The sequence below is a fragment of the Bradyrhizobium sp. sBnM-33 genome, from assembly GCF_032917945.1.
Lineage (GTDB): Bacteria > Pseudomonadota > Alphaproteobacteria > Rhizobiales > Xanthobacteraceae > Bradyrhizobium.
In genome coordinates, this window is the sequence record NZ_CP136624.1 from 873,693 (window position 1) to 890,948 (window position 17,256).

General features: G+C 62.9%; 19 protein-coding genes and 1 pseudogene. 14 read left to right on the top strand and 6 right to left on the bottom strand.

Going from position 1 to position 17,256, the window contains the following annotated elements; translation table 11 throughout:
• Positions 1-35: 35 nt before the first annotated feature.
• Both RX328_RS04095 and RX328_RS04100 read right to left on the bottom strand, forming a co-directional pair.
• Positions 36-350, bottom strand: coding sequence for a YkgJ family cysteine cluster protein (locus RX328_RS04095; protein ID WP_213248647.1), 315 nt, complete (start codon positions 348-350; stop codon positions 36-38).
• A 59-nt stretch (positions 351-409) separates the two neighbouring features.
• Entirely contained in the window at positions 410-1,108 is a 699-nt protein-coding gene (locus RX328_RS04100) for a helix-turn-helix transcriptional regulator (protein WP_213248645.1), read from the bottom strand.
• 102 nt (positions 1,109-1,210) lie between these two features.
• Between RX328_RS04100 and RX328_RS04105 the strand changes: the two genes are divergently transcribed.
• Entirely contained in the window at positions 1,211-1,459 is a 249-nt protein-coding gene (locus RX328_RS04105) for a hypothetical protein (protein WP_213248643.1), read from the top strand.
• A gap of 61 nt (positions 1,460-1,520) precedes the next feature.
• Positions 1,521-2,252: a glutathione S-transferase family protein gene (locus tag RX328_RS04110; RefSeq protein WP_213248641.1), complete on the top strand. Its 732-nt coding sequence runs from the start codon at positions 1,521-1,523 to the stop codon at positions 2,250-2,252.
• Here RX328_RS04110 and RX328_RS04115 read toward each other — a convergent pair whose 3' ends face one another.
• Positions 2,253-2,882: a pyridoxamine 5'-phosphate oxidase family protein gene (locus tag RX328_RS04115; RefSeq protein WP_213248639.1), complete on the bottom strand. Its 630-nt coding sequence runs from the start codon at positions 2,880-2,882 to the stop codon at positions 2,253-2,255. It abuts the gene before it with no gap.
• 119 nt (positions 2,883-3,001) lie between these two features.
• Between RX328_RS04115 and RX328_RS04120 the strand changes: the two genes are divergently transcribed.
• Complete coding sequence (locus RX328_RS04120) at positions 3,002-3,895, top strand: LysR family transcriptional regulator (protein ID WP_213248637.1); 894 nt, start codon at positions 3,002-3,004, stop codon at positions 3,893-3,895.
• A gap of 159 nt (positions 3,896-4,054) precedes the next feature.
• Here the strand turns inward: RX328_RS04120 and RX328_RS04125 are convergent, their stop codons facing one another.
• Together RX328_RS04125 and pobA are read right to left on the bottom strand one after the other, a co-directional pair.
• On the bottom strand, positions 4,055-4,480 hold the full coding sequence (locus RX328_RS04125) for a PaaI family thioesterase (RefSeq protein ID WP_213248635.1): 426 nt from the start codon (positions 4,478-4,480) through the stop codon (positions 4,055-4,057).
• 225 nt (positions 4,481-4,705) lie between these two features.
• A complete protein-coding gene (gene pobA / locus RX328_RS04130; RefSeq protein ID WP_213248633.1) occupies positions 4,706-5,875 on the bottom strand; it encodes a 4-hydroxybenzoate 3-monooxygenase in 1,170 nt (389 codons plus the stop codon).
• A 263-nt stretch (positions 5,876-6,138) separates the two neighbouring features.
• Here pobA and RX328_RS04135 point away from each other — a divergent pair, with 263 nt between their 5' ends.
• The 9 genes from RX328_RS04135 (at position 6,139) to RX328_RS04175 (ending at position 15,448) form a co-directional block, all read left to right on the top strand.
• The gene (locus RX328_RS04135; RefSeq protein WP_213248631.1) at positions 6,139-7,155 is read left to right on the top strand and encodes a TRAP transporter substrate-binding protein; all 1,017 of its coding nucleotides are present in this window, start codon (positions 6,139-6,141) and stop codon (positions 7,153-7,155) included.
• A gap of 189 nt (positions 7,156-7,344) precedes the next feature.
• The gene (locus tag RX328_RS04140) at positions 7,345-7,854 is read left to right on the top strand and encodes a TRAP transporter small permease (protein ID WP_213248629.1); all 510 of its coding nucleotides are present in this window, start codon (positions 7,345-7,347) and stop codon (positions 7,852-7,854) included.
• Between the two features lie 5 nt (positions 7,855-7,859).
• Positions 7,860-9,176: a TRAP transporter large permease gene (locus tag RX328_RS04145; RefSeq protein WP_213248627.1), complete on the top strand. Its 1,317-nt coding sequence runs from the start codon at positions 7,860-7,862 to the stop codon at positions 9,174-9,176.
• An 8-nt stretch (positions 9,177-9,184) separates the two neighbouring features.
• On the top strand, positions 9,185-9,646 hold the full coding sequence (locus tag RX328_RS04150) for a DUF3237 domain-containing protein (RefSeq protein ID WP_213248625.1): 462 nt from the start codon (positions 9,185-9,187) through the stop codon (positions 9,644-9,646).
• A 642-nt stretch (positions 9,647-10,288) separates the two neighbouring features.
• Positions 10,289-11,095: a crotonase/enoyl-CoA hydratase family protein gene (locus tag RX328_RS04155; RefSeq protein WP_409410743.1), complete on the top strand. Its 807-nt coding sequence runs from the start codon at positions 10,289-10,291 to the stop codon at positions 11,093-11,095.
• A gap of 1 nt (position 11,096) precedes the next feature.
• Complete coding sequence (locus tag RX328_RS04160) at positions 11,097-12,983, top strand: feruloyl-CoA synthase (RefSeq protein ID WP_213248621.1); 1,887 nt, start codon at positions 11,097-11,099, stop codon at positions 12,981-12,983.
• A 34-nt stretch (positions 12,984-13,017) separates the two neighbouring features.
• Positions 13,018-13,779, top strand: coding sequence for an SDR family NAD(P)-dependent oxidoreductase (locus RX328_RS04165; RefSeq protein WP_213248619.1), 762 nt, complete (start codon positions 13,018-13,020; stop codon positions 13,777-13,779).
• A gap of 9 nt (positions 13,780-13,788) precedes the next feature.
• Positions 13,789-14,208 carry an acyl-CoA thioesterase gene (locus tag RX328_RS04170; RefSeq protein WP_213248617.1) on the top strand — a complete coding sequence of 140 codons (420 nt, stop codon included), beginning with the start codon at positions 13,789-13,791 and terminating at the stop codon, positions 14,206-14,208.
• 88 nt (positions 14,209-14,296) lie between these two features.
• Complete coding sequence (locus RX328_RS04175; protein WP_213248615.1) at positions 14,297-15,448, top strand: ABC transporter substrate-binding protein; 1,152 nt, start codon at positions 14,297-14,299, stop codon at positions 15,446-15,448.
• Between the two features lie 132 nt (positions 15,449-15,580).
• Here RX328_RS04175 and RX328_RS43235 read toward each other — a convergent pair.
• Positions 15,581-16,094, bottom strand: a pseudogene (locus tag RX328_RS43235) (EAL domain-containing protein); the annotation flags it as partial.
• Here RX328_RS43235 and RX328_RS04190 point away from each other — a divergent pair.
• Both RX328_RS04190 and RX328_RS04195 read left to right on the top strand, forming a co-directional pair.
• Positions 16,012-16,299 carry a hypothetical protein gene (locus tag RX328_RS04190; RefSeq protein WP_213248613.1) on the top strand — a complete coding sequence of 96 codons (288 nt, stop codon included), beginning with the start codon at positions 16,012-16,014 and terminating at the stop codon, positions 16,297-16,299. The pseudogene RX328_RS43235 and the gene RX328_RS04190 overlap by 83 nt on opposite strands.
• A gap of 43 nt (positions 16,300-16,342) precedes the next feature.
• On the top strand, positions 16,343-17,239 hold the full coding sequence (locus tag RX328_RS04195; protein ID WP_213248611.1) for a hypothetical protein: 897 nt from the start codon (positions 16,343-16,345) through the stop codon (positions 17,237-17,239).
• The last annotated feature ends 17 nt before the right edge of the window (positions 17,240-17,256 follow it).

The following is a 17,256-nucleotide window of genomic DNA, read 5'->3' on the forward strand; positions in this document are numbered from 1 at the left end:
TTCGCTCCATCCGGGCTACTGTCAATCGAGATACGTTACGCCAACACCGGCAATCCGTGCCGCTTTCGCGCCATCGCGCATTCCACGTCACCGGGCATGCAGGTGCGGCACACTTCGGGCCGCACCGCGTAGATCTGGCACGACGTCGCCTCGCCGACTTTGCCTGACAGCGCCGAACAACGGTCGCCGTCGCAGCGCATTCCGGACAGCCTTGCGTTGACGAATTGTTCCGGGATCAGGTCGAGCGCCGCGTCGTCCTCGGTGGTGAAGCGCGGCCAGTTATGCGAGTAATTGCAGCAGGCACCGCAGGCCTGGCAGGGGTTTTGGTTGTCGGCGGCGAATCCTTGCATGCCTCGCGTTTAGCCCGGAATGACGGCCGCGGCCAGCCGCCCGGCGCCAGGTATCCTGTCTAGGTATCTTTGGGCGCTTCCCAGACCAGGCTGCGCCGCCATTTCGCCCGCAGGATATCGCGCCGTTCCGGATATTTTTCGTCGTGATAGACCGCGTCGACGACGCGGTCGGTGCGGAAGCTGCGAAAATCCTTCCGCAGTTCGCACCACGCCGCCAGTATCCGCACCGCCTCGTGATAGCCGACCGCGATCGGCCAGATCGTGCGCTGGCTGTCGCGGCCATGCTCGTCGCGATAGTTCAGCGTGATCTTCTTGCCTTCGTGGATTTGCGTCCGTGTCCGCACCATGTCGATGCGGTCGGGCTCCCTATTCCATGCCCGTCGGGCGCGGCTGGCCGGCTCCAGCACGAATGGCCGCAGCCGCTCCGGCACGGTCTCGGCGACTTTCGCCATCAGGTCCTGGGCTGCGCGCGCCAGCGCGGGATCGGCGTGGCCGACCACCCATTGCGCGCCGAGCACGCAGGCCTCGATCTCGTCAGGCGTAAGCATCAAAGGCGGCAGGTCGAAGCCCTTTTCCAGGATGTAGCCGACGCCGGCTTCGCCGCGGATCGGCACGCGCTGTTCGATCAGTGTCGTTATATCGCGATAGATCGTTCGCTTCGAAGTCTCCAGCTCCGCCGCGATCGCGTCTGCGGTCAAAGGCTTCCGGGTGCGCCGGAGCACCTGAATGATTTGAAACAGCCGGTCGGCCCGTCTCATGGCTGGTCTCTTTTCCTGATCGATGGCCCACGATGCTGACAGCATGTTGGCAGCAGGGGTTTTGTATATCGGGACAACACCTCAATGAAAGGGAACTTGTCCATGACGATTTTCAGCGAATTCGGCTTCCGGCGAAGCCGCGGACCTCTCGTGAATGCCCACCGGTTTGCATTGGAACAGCTCGTTTCCATCCACTGCGTCACGACCGACCTGCGCTGGGCGATGGTTGAGCTGGCATGGCGTTCGCTCGTCGCCATCTGCGCCCTGGCGCAAGAGCAGCTTGCGTCGTGGGCGCGCAAGTCCCGTTCGCCGCGGCAGGAGGAGGCCGGCGGCCGGCATTGCTGCTGCTGACACTATGGTGGCAGCAGGGGGGCGCTAGCCTCGGGCGTGCTTTTGAGATTGGGAGACCCGCATGATTACCCTCTACGGCTTCGGTGCCGGCTTCGGCCTGCCGGAGATCAGCCCCTTTGTGACCAAGACCGAAGTCCAGCTCAAGATGGCTGGTCTTGCCTATCGCAAGGAGAAGGCCAAGCCGCCGGCTTCGCCCAAGGGGCAGTTGCCCTACATCGTTGATGAGGCCGAGACGATCGCCGATTCCACCTTCATTCGCGCGCATCTGGAGGCCAAGTATGGTTTCGACTTCGATGCGCCGCTCAGCCTGCAGGCGCGTGCGCAGGCCTGGGCCTTCGAGCGGATGATCGAGCATCATATTTATTGGGCGCTGGTCGGCGCGCGCTGGGTCGACGGCGACAATTTTGCCAAGGGGCCTGCGCATTTCTTCGACAGCGCACCGGCGCACTTGCGCGAGAAGATGCGCGAGGACGCCCAGTTCCGTGTCGCCGAGAATTACCTGCTCAGCGGCCTCGGCCGCCACGCCCCGGACGAGGACATCGATCTTGCCGCCCGCTCGCTGTTTGCGCTGTCGGTCCAGCTCGGCGACAAGCCGTTTCTGATGGGCGAAACACCATGCGGCACCGATGCCACCGCGTTCGGCGCGCTCGCCGGAATTCTGACGCCGTTCTTCGAATCGGCACTGCGACAGCGGACCGAGCAGTTCGCCAACCTCACGGCCTATGTCGACCGGATGATGCTTTTGTATTATCCGGAATTCGCCTGGGCGCCGGTGCAGCAGCAGGCCGCCTGACTAACTCGCCGGAGCCGGCTCGCCCTTCAACGCGGCCAGCTCCGCTTCGAGCTCGGCGATGCGGGCGTCGCGCACGGCAAGCGCCTGCGCGACATCGGCGGCATCGAACTTCTGCGGGATGTGCTGCGGGCAATTGGTGTCCCACGCCGCGATCCGAAACAGGATGACTTGTTCGGGCCGCGCCTTGTAGCCGTGCGGCATCAGCGATTTCGTCAGGGCCGGATCGTCTTCCACCACGCGCGCCTCGCCCCAGATTTTTACGCGCCGGCGATGCGCGTAGTCCATCACGAAAATATGCGCCTTCGGATTCTCCGACAGATTGCCCTGGCTGATGTACTGCCGGTTGCCGCTGTAATCGGCGAACGCAATCGTGTTCTTGTCGAGAATTTTGACAAAGCCCTTCGGCCCCCCGCGGTGCTGGATGTAGGGCTGGCCATCGGCCGAGGCAGTCGCGAGATAGAAGCTCGTGGTTTCAGCCAGGAAGCCGGCGAGGTTCTCGTCGATCTCGACGCGCCAGCCGCCGCGTGCCTCGACGCTGGCATAGGCCTCGCGCGAGCCCTTGCGGGTCTGGATCGCTTTCACCGCCGGGGTGAAGGCGACGTCGCTGGAATAGGTGTGAACCTCAGACATCTGAGCCTCCCGTCATGGAGCGCCTACACGGTCGTTCTTCAGCTCCAAGATGGCCGTTTCGGTAATATAAACAATCTTGGGTATTGACACTTCACTATTGCTGAATATGCAATAGTCGGATGGACCGGCTCGATGCCATGCAGGCCTTTGTCGCGGTGGCTGACTTGCGGGGCTTTGCTCCCGCGGCGCGCAAGCTCGCCCTGTCGCCGTCGGGCGTCACGCGGCTGATTGCGGCGCTGGAGGATCGCCTCGGCGCGCGGCTGTTGCAGCGGACCACGCGGCAGGTGACGCTGACCGACGCCGGCTCACGCTATCTGGAGCGAGCGCGGCGAATTCTGGCCGACGTCGAGGAGGCCGAGGGCGCCGTCGCGGGCGAGCGCACGCGGCCGGAAGGGCAACTCGTCATCTCGGCACCGGTCGGTTTCGGCCGGCTGCACGTCAGCCCGATCGTGTCGGCCTACCTGAAGCGCTATTCCGAGGTGAGTGTCGACCTCCGTCTGTCGGACCGCATGATCAACCTTGTCGAGGACGGTGTCGATCTCGCGGTCCGGATCGGCCATCTACCCGACTCGACGCTGGTGGCGCGACATGTCGGCGAGATGCGGCGGATCGTGGTGGCTTCGCCCGGCTACCTCCGGGCGCGCGGCGAGCCGCAGCGGCCGCGGGACATCTCCGCGCATGACACGATCCAGTTCGGCGCCATGACCGCGGCGCTCGACTGGCGTTTCGTCGAGGACGGCCGCGAAATCCGCGTCGCCAGCACGCCGCGCTTTGCCACCAACAGCTCGGACGCCGCGATCCAGTATGCCGAGCAGGATGGCGGGCTGACGCGGGTCATGGCCTATCAGGCCGCCGAATCGCTTAGAGGAGGGCGGCTCAGAATCGTATTGGCGCACTTCGAACAGCCGGCGATGCCGATCCACATCGTCTATCCGACCTCGCGGCTGCTCTCGGCCAAGGTGCGCACGTTCATCGATGTCGTGACCGAGATGGCCGACTGGCATTTTGGCTAGGTACCGTGCCCCGGCTGCGGCGCACCGCGACGTGGTGCGCCGCAGAGCCGGGGCCCATTTCGGCCGGTTGCCGCATGGGTCCCGGCTCTGCGGAGCAGCGTACCGGACGATGCTTCGCATCGCCGGGGCACGCTGCACCGCGTCCGGGACACGCGGCGCCTACACCGGCTCCTTCTTCGGCACTACGCGAAACGTCGCATTGGCCCGCGCGATCACGGCGTCGTCGGCCTTGATCAGGCTCTGCGCGAAACAGATCGTCTTGCCGGTCTTGACCACCTCGCTCTCGACCGCGAGCCACTGCCCGACCTCCGCGGTGCCGACGAAATCGACCGCCAGCCCGATCGTCACCAGCGACGACACACCGCCCATCACATGCGCGCAGCTATGGCCCATGGCGTGGTCGGCCAGCGCCGCGATCAGCCCGCCATGAATCAGGCCGCGTCCATTGGTGTGCGGCTTTGCAAGCCGCAGCCCGATGATGACGGCCTTGTCGGTCTTCTTCGAATACAGCGGCTCCCAGGGATCGGTCAGCGGGCTCTTGCGGGTGTGCGGCTCGAACCCTGCGGGAATGTCGGATGCGGTCATTGGCGGCTCGGGATGTGACGATGTCTCCGTCATTGAACGCGACGCGCCGGCTGAAGTCACCACCTACAAAGTTTTAAACGGCATTGCGACGGGTGTTTGAAATGCCGCGTTTTATCCTTCCGTCATTGCGAGCGGAGCGAAGCAATCCATGCTTCCGCGTATGCGGGACGATGGATTGCTTCGTCGCTTACGCTCCTCGCAATGACGGCGACATTATGCCTCGCCCTAAAACGGCAGCCCGACATAATTCTCCGACAGCGACGCCGAGGCCGCCTTCGAGTTGACGACGTAATCCAGCTCGGCGAGCTGAATCCGTGCGCCGAATTCGCCCTGGTCCGGGAATTTGTGCAGCATCGAGGTCATCCACCAGGAGAAGCGCACCGCCTTCCAGACGCGCGACAATGCCTTGGCGGAATAATTGTCGATCCCGGCCGAGGATTTCTCGTCGTAATATTCGCGCAGCGCCTGCGAGAGGTAATGCACGTCGCTGGCGGCGAGGTTCAGTCCCTTGGCGCCGGTCGGCGGCACGATGTGGGAGGCGTCGCCGGCCAAAAACATCCTCCCGAACCGCATCGGCTCAGCGACGAAGCTGCGCAAGGGCGCGATGCTTTTTTCGATCGACGGGCCGGTGACGAGTTCGTCGGCCGCCTTCTGGTCGATCCGGCGCTTCAGCTCGTCCCAGAACCGTTCATCCGGCCACTGATCAATATGGTCGTCGAGCGAGCATTGCACATAGTAGCGGCTGCGGCGCATCGAGCGCATCGTGCACAGCGCAAAGCCGCGCGCATGGTTGTTGTAGATCAGCTCCGGGCTGACCGGCGGCGTCTCCGAGAGGATGCCGAGCCAGCCGAATGGATAGATCCGTTCAAAGGTCTGGATCGCTGACGGTTTGACGCTTGCGCGGCTGACGCCATGAAAGCCGTCGCAGCCGGCGATGAAGTCGCATTCGATCTCGTGGGTAACGCCATCCTTCACATAGCTGACGCGCGGGCGGTCGGTATCGAAATCGAGCGGTTTGACGTCGGCGGCCTGGTAGATGGTGGTTAGGCCGGCCGCCTTGCGCGCGTTCATCAGGTCGAGCGTCACCTCGGTCTGGCCGTAGATCATGACGGTCTTGCCGGTCGCGCCGTGCAAGTCGATTCGGTGCCGCGCGCCGCCAAACGCCAATTCCAGACCATGGTGGACCAGCCCCTCGCGATGGGCGCGCTCGCCGGCGCCGACCTCGTCGAGCAGCGCCACCGTGCCTTCCTCGAGCAGGCCGGCGCGGATGCGGCTGAGCACATATTCGCCCGTCTGGCGCTCGAGAATGACGTTGTCGATGCCGTAACGGTGAAGTAGTTGCCCAAGCAACAATCCCGCCGGACCTGCACCTATGATTGCTACTTTTGTCCTCAATACCCGCTCCTCCCGGTATTATAGGTTCCAAGCCGGCGGTTGCCCCCGAGCTTGGAATAGTAGTTATATCATATAACGGTTTTGGCAAAGGACATTGGCGCGAAGCAGTTCAAGTGTACTTCGCGGCGGTGCACATGGCGACCAGGGGAAGAGGAGACGCCGTGGCTGAACGTTCGCCTTGAAAACGCAGGCGAGTTAGATAACATGTTAATTAACGAGGTCGGGCGATCGAACAGCCCGCCGTGCCAAGGGAGAGAATGCCGATGAGGAAAGCATTTCTGGCGATGCTGTTGGCCGCCAGCGTGACGCCTGCGCTGGCGCAGGAAAAAACCTTCGAGCTGAAATTGTCGCACTGGGTGCCAGCCTCGCATCCGCTGCAGAAGGCGCTGGAGGAATGGGGCGCCGCGGTCGAGAAAGAATCCGGCGGCACCATCAAATACAAGGTGTTCCCGGCGCAGCAGCTCGGCAAGGCATTCGACCATTACGATATGGCACGCGACGGCATCGCTGATGTCACTTACATCAACCCGGGCTATCAGCCGGGGCGGTTTCCACTCATCGGCGCGGGCGAATTGCCCTTTCTGATGTCGGATGCCAAGGGCGGCTCGATGGCGCTCGACGCCTGGTATCGCAAATATGCCGAGAAGGAGATGAAGGACGTCAAGTTCTGTCTGGCCTTCATCCATTCGCCGTCGACGTTCCATTCCCGGACGAAGAAAATCGTTACGCCCGAAGACATCAAGGGCATGAAGATCCGGCCCGCCCACGCCACCATGGCGAATTTCGTCACCCAGCTCGGTGGCACCAACGTGCAGTCCTCGGCGCCCGAGGTCCGCGACATCATCGAACGCGGCGTGGCTGACGCCGTCACCTTCCCGTGGGGGTCGGTGGTGCTGTTCGGCATCGACAAGGTGACGAAGTATCACATCGAAGCGCCGATCTACGTCACGACCTTTGCCTTCGTGATGAACAAGGACAAGTACAACCAGATGTCCGACAAGCAAAAGAAGGCGATCGACAACAACTGCAACACGGAAGCCTCCGGCCGCGTCGGCGAACCCTGGGGCAAGTACGAAGATGCCGGCGTCGAGAAGATCAAGGCGATGACGGGTCATGAGGTCTACAAGCTGACGCCGGAGCAGACGGCGGCTTGGAAGAAGGCGGCCGAGCCGCTGGTCAAGACCTGGGGCGAGGGCGTCAAGAAGAACGGCGGCGACCCGGACTCGGCGCTGGCCGAACTCAAGGCCTCGCTCACCAAGTACAACGCGCTCGCGCAGTAGAACGCTGGCTGCGCTCCCTCTCCCGCTCTTGGGGGGAGGGCTGGGGTGGGGGTGTTGCCACGATTCACACTGTTCGAGTGGAGAGAGCCCCCACCCGCTGCGCTTTCGCGCAGCGACCTCCCCCGCAAGCGGGAGAGGTGAATTGAGTTTGCGGCTAACCACACGGCATCACGCTTAGGGACATCTGGAATGAATCGCGCGTGGATGGATCGTTTCATCGATACGATCGAATGGATCGCCGCCGGCTTTGTCGGCATCGTTGCGCTCAACATCTTCATCGGCGTCCTGCTGCGCAACACGCTGAACTATGCGATCCCGGACTCCTTCGATATCGGGCGCATGTTGCTCGGCATCCTGATCTTCTGGGGTATCGCCGCCACCAGCTATCGCGGCGGCCATATCACGGTCGATCTGATCTGGGCCAATGTCGGTCCAAAGTACCAGCGCATGATCGACGTGTTCGCGACGCTGGTGCTGCTGTTCGTCGTCACCGTGCAGACCTATACCCTGTTCGACAAGGTGCGCGGCACCTACAACGATAATGTTCTCACCTTTGAAATGCACATGCCGACCTGGCCGTTCTTTGCGATCGCCTGGGCTGGCGACGCAGCCGCGGTGCTCCTGATCGCGATCCGCACTTGGCGGCTGGTCTTCCATCCGGAAGACATTCATGACGCCAAGATCAAGACCGTGGAGTAGGCGGCATGAGCACCGATACCGTCGCGGTCCTGGGATTTGTCGCGCTGTTTGTGCTGATGGTGTTGCGCGTGCCGGTCGGCATGGCGATGGGCCTCGTCGGCGTCTGCGGCTTCGGTTATCTGGTCGGCTTCACGCCGGCGCTGAAGATGGTCGGCCAGACCTCGATGCGCACGGTGACCGACTACACCTTCGGCGTGATCCCGATGTTCCTGTTGATGGGCGCGTTCGTCAGCAATTCCGGCATGAGCCGCGAACTGTTCCGCGCCGCCAATGGCTTTGTCGGCCATCTGCGCGGCGGGCTTGGCATTGCTACTGTCGGGGCCTGTGGTGGCTTTGCCGCGATCTGCGGCTCGTCGGTGGCGACCGCCGCGACGTTTTCGGCCGTCGCCTATCCGGAAATGCGGCGCTATGGCTATCCGCAATCCTTTGCCACCGGCGTCATCGCGGCCGGCGGCACGTTAGGCGCCATGTTGCCTCCGTCGACGGTGCTCGCCGTCTACGGCATCATCACCGAACAGGACATCGGAAAATTGTTCATCGCCGGCATCATCCCCGGCCTGCTGGCCATTGTCATGTACATGCTGACGATTTCGCTGATCGGCTGGTTCCGGCCGGATTTCCTGCCGGCGGGTCCGCAAACCAAATGGCGCGAGCGCTTGGCCGGCCTGAAGAACATCTGGGCGCCGGTGTTGCTGTTCATCTTCGTGATCGGCGGGCTTTACGGGCTGCCGTTTCTGCCGCGTTTTACTCCAACTGAGGCGGGCGGCGTCGGTGCCACCGGTGCGTTCCTGATTGGCGTGCTGACGGGAAGGCTGGACAAGGAAAAAATCCTGGGCGCGTTACTGCAGGCTACGCGCACCGCCGCCGCGGTGTTTACGGTGCTGATCGGCGCGCTGATCTTCGGTTATTTCCTGACGGTGACTCAGACCCCGCAGAAGGTCACCGAGCTGCTCACCGGCCTCGGGCTCGGTCCCTACGGCATCCTGGCCCTCATCATGGTGATGTATCTGGTGCTCGGCTGTCTGATGGATGCCATGGCCATGATCATCCTGACGGTGCCGATCATCTTTCCCGTGATCGTGCATCTCGGCTTCGATCCGATCTGGTTCGGCGTCATCATCGTGATGACGGTGGAACTTGGCCTCATCTCTCCGCCGATCGGCATGAATGTCTTTGTCATCAAGAGCGTCGTCACAGACGTGTCGTTCTCCACGATCTTCCGTGGCGTGATGCCGTTCGTGGTGACGGATTTGATCCGGCTGGTGATCCTGATCGCATTTCCGGTACTGGCACTGTGGCTGCCGCAGCGGATGGCCGGATAGGGTGGTCGATGACTCCGCAGCTTGAGACCAGATACGTTTTCACCATCACCGCGCGGATCGGCGAGGTGACCTCAGTGGGCGAGATCGGCACCGGCATGCGCCGGATCATTCCGATCATCGGCGGCGAGGTGAAGGGGGAGAGGATCAACGGCAAGGTTCTTCCCTTCGGTGCCGATTTCCAGATCATTCGCCCGAACGAGCTGATCGAGCTGGAAGCAAAGTACGCCTTCGAGACCGACGACGGCGCGGTGGTCTATGTCAAGAACAAGGGCCTGCGCTTCGGCCCGCTCGAGTTGCTGCAGAAGCTCAAGCGCGGCGAGCCGGTCGATCCGAAACTGATCTATTTCCGTACCGTGCCGAAATTCGAAACCGGGGCAGAGAAATATCGCTGGCTGATGCAAAACCTCTTCATCGCCTCCGCCGCCCGCCACGCCGACCGCGTCGTGATCGACGTGCATCAGGTGTTGTGAGCAACCGTCCTAACCACCGTCATTGCGAGCCAACGGGTCGCGCGAATGCGCGCCCGATGACAGGCTCCGCGAAGCAATCCATCTATCCGCGGGTTGAGGCATGGATTGCTTCGCTTTTCGCTCGCAATGACGTGGAGAGAGAAGTCGCCGCAACAGAGCGAAGGCGGAAAGTGGGTGACCCAGTATTCCAGAGACAGCAGTGATCGAACGGATAGGCCGCGGCGACTGGATCCCCGCATCCGCGGGGATGACAGTTGAGTGTTGCGTCGCCGCTTCCCCGTCATTGCGAGCGCAGCGAAGCAATCCATTTCGCCGCTTGCGGAGGCATGGATTGCTTCGTCGCTGTCGCTCCTCGCAAGGACGTGGAGAAGCCGCGGCGTACTGGAGTCCCGCCTACGCGGAGATGACGATGGTGTATTGCGTCGCTACCTCCACGTCATCGCGAGCGAAGCGACTTGTCCGCCGAAGCTCGGAGAGCGAAGGCGGAAGCAATCCACCTCACCACTCAGGGATAGATGGATTGCTTGGTCGCTGGCGTTCCTCGCAACGACGGGGAGGAGGAGCCATAGCCGCAACATCGCGCCTTGACTCCCGCCCGGCAAAATCGTTATAAAACATAACTATTCTGCGCAGGACCTAAAATTGCCCATGGGAAACGCCTCCACCGCCGCTGCGGGTCAATCCGACCTGCTCAAGATCGAGCAGAAGGGCGCGGTGCTGACCGTGGGCCTCAACCGTCCGGCCAAGCGCAATGCGCTCAACGACGGCATTATCCTCGCGATCCAGGATTGCTTCTCCAATCTGCCCGACGGCACAGGCGCCGTGGTCGTCCATGGCGTCGGCGACCATTTCTCCTCCGGACTTGACCTGTCCGAACTGACCGAGCATGACGCCACCGAGGGCCTGCGGCACTCGCAGATGTGGCACCGAGTGTTCGACCGCATCCAGTATAGCCGGGTCCCCGTGATCGCGGCGCTGAAGGGCGCGGTGATCGGCGGCGGGCTGGAGCTGGCCTGCGCGGCCCATATCCGGGTCGCCGAACCGTCAGCCTACTTCGCGCTGCCCGAGGGCCAGCGCGGCATTTTCGTTGGCGGCGGCGGATCGGTACGGCTGCCGCGGCTGATCGGCGTGGCGCGGATGATCGATATGATGCTCACGGGGCGGGTCTATTCGGCGACCGAAGGCTCGGCCTACGGCTTCTCGCAATATCTCACGGACGCCGGCGGCGCGCTGCCGAAGGCGCTGGAACTGGCGGAGCGCGTGGCGGCGAACGCGCCGCTGACCAACTTTGCCGTGCTGCAGGCGCTGCCGATGATCGCGGAGGCCAATCCGCAAACGGGTCTGCTGATGGAGTCCCTGATGGCAACCGTGGCGCAAAGCGACAAAGAGGCCAAGCGCCGCATTCGTGCGTTTCTCGACCACAAGACCGCAAAGGTGAAGCCGACCTGACATGAGCGCCAAGCCCAGCATGTCCGCCTCGACCGATTCAGCCGCGCGCTTCGATCATCCGCTGCGCCCGATCTCGTTCGGCACGCCCGCGGTGCATGTCGAGCGTCGCGACGACGGCACCATCTATCTGCGCCCGAAAGCGCAACTCCGCGACTATCCGGCGCGCATCACCGACCGCCTGCATCATTGGGCCGCAGCGGCGCCCGATCGGGTCTTCATGGCCGAGCGCAACGCCGCACGCGGCTGGCGGCAGATCACCTATGCAGAGCTCCTGACGTCGTCGCGGCAGATCGCGTCAGCGCTGCTGGCGCGCGGGCTTTCGGCAGAAAAGCCGGTCGTCATCCTGTCCGGCAACTCGGTCGATCATGCACTGGTTGCGTTCGGCGCGCTCTATGCCGGCATTCCCTTCTGTCCGGTATCGCCGGCCTATTCGCTGGTATCGCGGGACTACGGCAAGCTCGGCTACCTGATGAAGCTGTTGACGCCCGGCCTCGTGTTCGTCGACGACGCGACGAAATTCGCCGATGCGCTCGCCGCCAATGTGTCGCTTGGCACCGAGATCGCGGCATCGCGCGGCGTGCTAGCAGGACGCGAGGTGACGGCTCTGTCTGACCTTATGGCGACACCGCTGCATCCGCGGCTCGACGCGGTGCACGAGACCATCGGCCCGGAAACGATCGCAAAATTCCTGCTGACGTCGGGCTCGACCGGCAACCCGAAGGCGGTCATCAACACCCAGCGCATGATCTGCGCCAACCAGGTGATGCTGCGCGAGACGCTGGCGTTCCTGAAGGACGAGCCGCCCGTCATCGTCGACTGGCTGCCGTGGAATCACACGTTTGGCGGCAATCACAATATCGGGCTGACGCTCTACAATGGCGGCTCGATGTACCTCGACGAAGGCAAGCCAATGCCCGGCGGCATCGAGGAGACCGTGCGCAATCTGCAGGAGATTTCGCCGACGGTGTATTTCAACGTGCCCAAGGGTTATGAATCGCTATTGCCCTATTTGCGCGACGATGCAGCCTTGCGCAAAAAATTCTTCGCTCGCCTCCACGCCATGTTCTTCAGTGGCGCGGCGCTGTCGGCCTTCGTCTGGAACAGCCTCGACGAATTGTCGGTCCGGGAAACCGGCTATCGCGTGCCGATGCTGACCGGCCTTGGCGCGACCGAGACTGCGCCGTTCTTCATGTCGGTCAATCCGCATACCAGCCGTTCCGGTCATGTCGGGCTGCCGGTTCTGGGCAATGACGCGAAACTCGTGCCCAATAATGGCAAGCTGGAGGTTCGCGCCAAGGGGCCGAATGTGATGCCCGGCTACTGGCGTCAGCCTGATATGACGGCGAAGTCTTTCGATGAGGAAGGCTTCTACAAGATGGGCGATGCGCTCAAGCCGGCCGATCCCGATAATTTCGACGCCGGTTTTGATTTCGACGGCCGCATCGGCGAGGACTTCAAGCTCGCAAGCGGCACCTGGGTCAGCGTCGGCCCGTTGCGGGCGCGCTTTGTCGCGGCCTGCGCGCCGCTGGCGCGCGACGTCGTGATTGCCGGCATCAACCGCGACGAAATCTCGGCGCTGGTGGTGCTCGATCTCGACGGTTGCCGCCTGATCAATCCGACGCTTCCGCATGACGACCTCGCTGCCGCGGCGTCCGACCCGCTGATCGTCGCTGCCTTCCGCGAACGCTTTAAGAAGCTCGTCGCGGGCGCGACGGGTTCATCGACCCGGATCATGCGCGCTGTGCTGCTCGATACTCCGCTGTCGATCGATCGCGGCGAGGTCACCGACAAGGGTTCGATCAACCAGCGCGCTGTTCTGGAGAACCGCAGCGCGCTGATCGAGGAAATCTATTCGCCCGCGCCACCGGCGCAGGTGATCACGCTGTAACCGAATTCGCGCAAAGCTTGTCAGGGAGAGCACCATGCAGTTGAAGGATCAGGCCGCCATCGTCACCGGCGGCGCATCGGGATTGGGCGCTGCGACCGCGCGCCGCCTCGCGGCACAGGGCGCCAAGGTCGCAGTCTGCGATCTCAACGCCAGCCTTGCAGAGGCTGTCGCGGCCGAGATCGGCGGCGTCGCCGTGATCTGCGACGTCTCCGACGCTGCCTCCGCGGAAGCTGCGATCGCCAAGGCCGCGGCGGCCCATGGTCCGGCGCGCGTGCTGGTGAACTGCGCCGGCATCGGCGTCGCCAAGCGCGTGATCGGCAAGGACGGCCCGATGGCGCTCGGAGATTTCGACAAGGTGATCAAGGTCAACCTGATCGGCTCGTTCAACATGCTGCGGTTGGCGACCGCTCCGATGTCGAAGCTCGAGCCGCTTGCGACCGGCGAGCGCGGCGTCGTGATCTCGACCGCCTCGGTCGCGGCCTATGACGGCCAGATCGGTCAGTCGGCCTATTCAGCCTCGAAGGGCGGCATCGTCGCCATGACGCTTCCGATCGCGCGCGAACTGGCGCAGTTCGGGATTCGCGTGCTGACGATCGCGCCCGGCCTGTTCCTCACGCCGCTGCTCGCCAACCTGCCGCAGGAAGCGCAGGACTCGCTTGCCGCCTCGATCCCGTTCCCGCGCCGCCTCGGTCAAGCCGACGAGTTCGCCTCGCTCGCGCTGCACATGATCGACAACCCATATTTGAACGGCGAAGTGGTGCGGCTCGATGCCGCGCTGCGCATGGCGCCGCGGTAGGGACCCTTCATGTTCGTCAACCGGCGCGACGTGCAGATCCAGTGGGGCGATTGCGACCCCGCCAACATCGTTTACTACCCCCGATATTTCGCGATATTCGACGATTCGACCTCGATCATGTTCGAAGCCGCCGGCTTTTCGAAACAGGACCTCATCCACAAATATGGCCTGGTCGGCATCCCGATGGTGGACACGCGGGCGAAATTTCATATTCCGTCCACCCATGGCGATTGGATCCGGATCGAAAGTCGGATCGAGAGCTTCAAGCGATCGAGCTTCGAGGTCATCCACAACGTGTTCAAGGGGGAGGCATTGGCGATCGAGGCGTTCGAGACCCGCGTGCTGGTCGGCAAGCACCCGGACGATCCCGCGAAGCTGAAATCGGCGCCGATGCCGCCGGAGATCATCGAGCGATTCATGCGGGGCTGACTTACTATCCGGCATGACCTAAAGAAGGGGCTGAATTAATCGCCCGGTTTTGCTTAAGACTGCAGATAATAATCCAAGGGAGGAATGAATGAAGAAGGCTTTTCTTTCCGCGGCGGCCGTCATCGCGGCCCTCGCGCTGCCGGGAGCACCGGTCATTGCACAGACCAATGAAATCACGATCGGTATTACCGTCACCACGACCGGTCCCGCAGCCGCTCTCGGTATTCCCGAACGCAACTCGCTCGATTTCGTGCCGAAGGAAATCGGCGGCGTGCCGCTCAAGATCATCGTGCTCGATGACGGCGGCGATCCGACCGCGGCGACCACCAATGCACGGCGCTTCGTAACCGAATCGAAGGCCGACATCATCATGGGCTCCTCGACAACACCTCCGACGGTTGCGGTTTCTACGGTTGCGAACGAGGCGGGGATTCCGCATTTCGGCCTGGCGCCGCTCCCCATCAACGAGGCGCGCATGAAGTGGTCGGTCGCGATGCCGCAGCCGATCCCGATTATGGGCAAGGTGCTGTACGAGCACATGAAGGCGCATGGCATCAAGACCGTCGGCTATATCGGCTACTCCGATTCCTACGGCGATCTCTGGGTCAACGACTTCAAGACCCAGGCCGTTCCCATGGGCCTGACCATGGTTACCGAAGAGCGCTTCGCCCGCCCGGATACGTCGGTCGCGGGCCAGGTGCTGAAGCTGGTCGCCGCCAATCCCGACGCCATTCTCATCGGCGCCTCCGGCACCGCCGCGGCACTGCCGCAGACCACGCTGCGCGAGCGTGGCTACAAGGGCCTGATCTATCAGACTCACGGCGCCGCCAGCATGGACTTCATCCGCATCGCGGGGCCTGCGGCGGAAGGCGTGATCATGGCTTCCGGTCCGGTGATGTCGCCGGAGTCCCAGCCCGACAGCGCGCTGACCAAGAAGCCGGGGCTGGCGCTCAACACCGCCTATGAAGCCAAGTATGGCGCCAACAGCCGCAGCCAGTTCGCCGGCCATTCCTACGACGCCTTTGAAGTGCTCAAGCGCGTGATACCGGTGGCGCTGAAGAAGGCCAAGCCGGGCACGCCGGAATTCCGCGAGGCGATCCGTCTGGCGCTGATCTCGGAGAAGGAAATCGCGGCGAGCCAAGGCGTCTACAACTTCACCGAAAAGGATCGCTACGGCCTCGACGACCGCTCGCGCATTATCCTGACCGTGAAGGACGGCAAGTACGTCCCGGCGAAGTGAGGGAAGGCAACGATTGAACCCTCAATGGTGAGGAGGCGCCAATGGGTCCGCGCGAATGCGGCCCGACGGCAGCTACTCTGGATGGGGTCTGACAGGGTGGGACGGCGCGAAGAGCGCCTTCCCACCCTACTTCTGGAAATTGAGCGGCGACAGATTGACCGCGACGCAGGGGACGTTGAGTCCGGCCTGGCCATCTGCCGGCAGGCTTCGCGGATCGCCCATCGACCGATCTGCTCAATCAGGCCGCACTCCTCAGCAGCGGGATGAACTTGAGGGAGAGACCTCGCCGAGTACAGGGGCGGGCCAGCGCGCTAGCGCCTCGACGCGATATAGGACGCCGCCGATCGTCCTGGTCTGCGGCTGATAGTGCAGCGTCAGCCCATCGCTTGCATTGGCCTGGCATAGCGCCGCGTTGTAGACGACCCGCTGTTCGGCGAGCCTGTTCATGTCGGCGCTAAAAGAAGCGGTGGGTGCAACGGCCTATCTGCCTGGCCCTGTACATCGCCGCGTCCGCTTGCTGCATCAGGGTGTCGATATCGGTGGCGTTGTCCGGATAGATGCTGATGCCCATGCTGGCTGCAATCGTTACCTGCCTGTTGTCGATCCAAAGTGGCGTCGCCAAGGCTTCGGTGATGTTCGATGCGACAGCGAAGCTCTCGCGATGCGCCGGGCGTTTCCCTACTCATAAGCACTGTAACAGGCTTAGGCAGTTACAAAAAGTGAATTTTGGAGGGTTGCAGTTCGAGCCGAAGGCTGTTGCGCGCATGCTTCGAGTGTCGTTGCTTTATCGGGTGGAGTGGGCTGGGAGATTTGTTCGAAAGGACGCTCCCGATGGCACGACAGCAGATTGAGAGGTTAGATTTCGCAGACCCGAGCAGGATGACGCATCTCCGAATGGATCAGGAAATCGGATCTTGTTCTGGCGCAGGAGTTTATTTCAAGTTTTGCGAAAGCTGCCACCATATGGCGGCGGCAATTACCCGGACCGTAGCCGACGCGATCCGGCCTCCTGATCATTTCTTCGGATCGCGTGCAAGGGCCGCATCTTTCACGATCGCGGACCTGAGGTTTGCCTGGGTCGGTGTCGTGGTAGGCATCGCCGGGTTGGCTGCGCTGCTTTTTTTCGTCTGGAGCGAAATTGGAGCAGGCACGGTAGGTGCGACCGAACGGCGCGCAGATCTTTCCAGCCCGGCCGCCGTCCCTTGGGTTGAAACGCAGGCTGAGAGGATGGAAGCGATAAGACGACGTGGTCTGGATTTGTTGCGGGCGGACATTCCCGAAGACGAGCCGTCCCAATCGTTAGCGCGCGGTGACCGCCTCGAACTCTACGACGGGACCATAAAGCCAGTCATGCGCATCGCAACGGCCGGCGAGGGCAACAACAACGTTGCAGCACCGGCTCCGTTGCCGGCAGAGCCTGCTGCGAGCAAACCTGCCAAAGCAAAAGCAAAGGAGAAGCATGCAGTGAAGGCGCGTCCGGCGCATGGTGGTCATGCGCGGCGTGCTTCAAGGTATTCCCGTGATCGGGTCAGGGTGGTACACGCCAAGAACGTGCAAGCCGAGCCGCAGATGACCTCAGCCGGCGGACTGCAGGCAGACCGGGCGCCGCCGGAGGAGAACAAGTCGTTCGGCTGGTTCAAGCGGCTGCCGGACACGATCGTGCCGTCCTCGTGGATAGGCGGCTGGGATAACCTGTGGGCGAAAGGAAATGGCGGTGGAAGTTCATCCTGCAGCCCGTCTGTAAATCCGGCCACAGGATGCCCGCGGGAGGTTCAAGCCGGCCCGCGATAGCGGTCCACAAGTGGCGC